Consider the following 1776-nt stretch of genomic DNA (forward strand, 5'->3'; position numbering starts at 1 on the left):
CTCCCCACCCTAGCCCCACACTCGCCGCGAGCAGCACCGCCCCAACCCAAACGCAAAACCGCGCCAGCCCCTCCGGGAACGCCAAACGCAAAATGCCCGGTGAACGATAAATTCACCGGGCATTCGAAGACTGGAACCTGCAAGCTTATGGCTACAAGTCCCTTCGATCAGTGGTGTGCGAAGAGCGAGCGTACATCGCTACCTGCCGCACGGCTGCCCGACTGCGTCACGGTGCTTTCAACACCACCGTAACCGGTGACATTAGAACGTGCGGCTGCATTTTCTGCTGCAACGGTCTGCTCGCTTTGACCGCGTTGCGAAGCGGGGGCGCCGACCAGCGGCCTGTATGACGGTGCCGGGCCATAACCGCTGGCGAATGCCGGTGCGGCGAAGACGGCGGAAACTGCGACTAACAACGATGCGATAAGTGTCTTGTTCATGATGCGCTCCGATTCATAACGAATAGTTTGTGGTAGCGGCGCGGCGGTCTTGGTTCTGTGTGCTGCGTCGATGGAAATGAGTGTATACCCGATCTATCGAAACATTGTATCGATAGCCAACAAGGGACCATTCGCTCATGAACAACAATCGAAACATCGAATTTCAGTCTTAATCGCTTACTTAACATCGGCTCACTCGGCCTGCACTGCCTTCAATTCAACATCGGGCGCCATGGTGTTACCCGCTGCGGCCGCCGGAACATTCACAGACGATGACGCCATCCGCTCACGCGCCCGGCTCGCCAGCGCCTTGCAATCTCCCGCCGGCAAGCGCCTCACCACGACATACGCGACCAGCATCGCCATGCTGCCGAAAATCGCGTTGCCCACGGCCTGCCCGATCATCACGCCGACCGGCCCGTGCCGAATGCCCACTGCGACGAACGGGATCGTACCGAGCGTCGCGCGTCCCCAGTTGAAGAGCGTCGACAGCAACGGCCGGTCGAGGTTGTTGAACGCGGCGTTCGCCACGAACAGGCAGCCGACGAAAACATAACTCGCCACCAACCACGAACAGAACGCCGCAATGATCGTGGCAGTGTCGCCATGCGCGGCAAACGCGCGGATCAACCCGCCCTGAACCAGCGCCAACACGAGCCACGCAATCGCGACAGTGAGCACCACGAATGCAAGGCTGCTGCGGATCGTCTCGCGAATGCGGTCAGCACGGCCCGCGCCGAGGTTCTGCGCAATGATCGGTCCGACCGCGCCGCTCAACGCATAGATCAGCGCGAACGCAACCGGCGTAATCCGGTCGATGGTCGCCTGCCCCGCTACGGCAGCTGCGCCGAAGCGCGCCATCGCGTGCGTGACGTAGGCGCTGGCGACCGGCGTGGCGAGGTTCGTCAGGACGGCGGGCAGCGCGATTTTCAGCACGGGCCGGCCATTCGTCCACAAGCGCGCCGGATGAATGCGGCCAATGAGATCTTCGACGCGAATGGCGCCATGCAAGCCGACGAGCGCCAGCACCACGCGCGCGACATCGTTGGAAATCGCGGCGCCGGTCAGGCCGAGATGGAAGCCGAAGATCAGGATCGGGTCGAGCACGGCGGTCACGACGGCGGCGCTCAGCGTGACCGCCATCGCTCGATGCGCTGCGCCGACCGAACGCATCAGCGCGGCCGTGCACATGCCGATCGCAAGGCACGCGTAGGTCGGCGCGGTAATCAGCAGAAAGCGCACTGCCAACGCTTTAGTTTCGCCCCGCGCGCCGAGCACGCTCAGGAGGGAGTCCAGCCAAAGCAAGGTCGCGCCGGACAACGCGGCGGTGATGAGC

Annotated in this window: 2 protein-coding genes; both read right to left on the minus strand. The window is 62.8% G+C overall.

What is annotated here, in order from left to right; all coding sequences use genetic code 11:
• Nucleotides 1-167: 167 nt before the first annotated feature.
• A complete protein-coding gene (locus WCA53_RS15530) occupies nt 168-440 on the minus strand; it encodes a hypothetical protein (protein ID WP_423911925.1) in 273 nt (90 codons plus the stop codon).
• 192 nt (nt 441-632) lie between these two features.
• On the minus strand, nt 633-1776 hold a 1144-nt coding region (locus tag WCA53_RS15535), incomplete at its 5' end, for an MATE family efflux transporter (protein WP_423911927.1).

This window comes from Caballeronia sp. (assembly GCF_049581465.1).
Classification (GTDB): Bacteria; Pseudomonadota; Gammaproteobacteria; order Burkholderiales; family Burkholderiaceae; genus Caballeronia.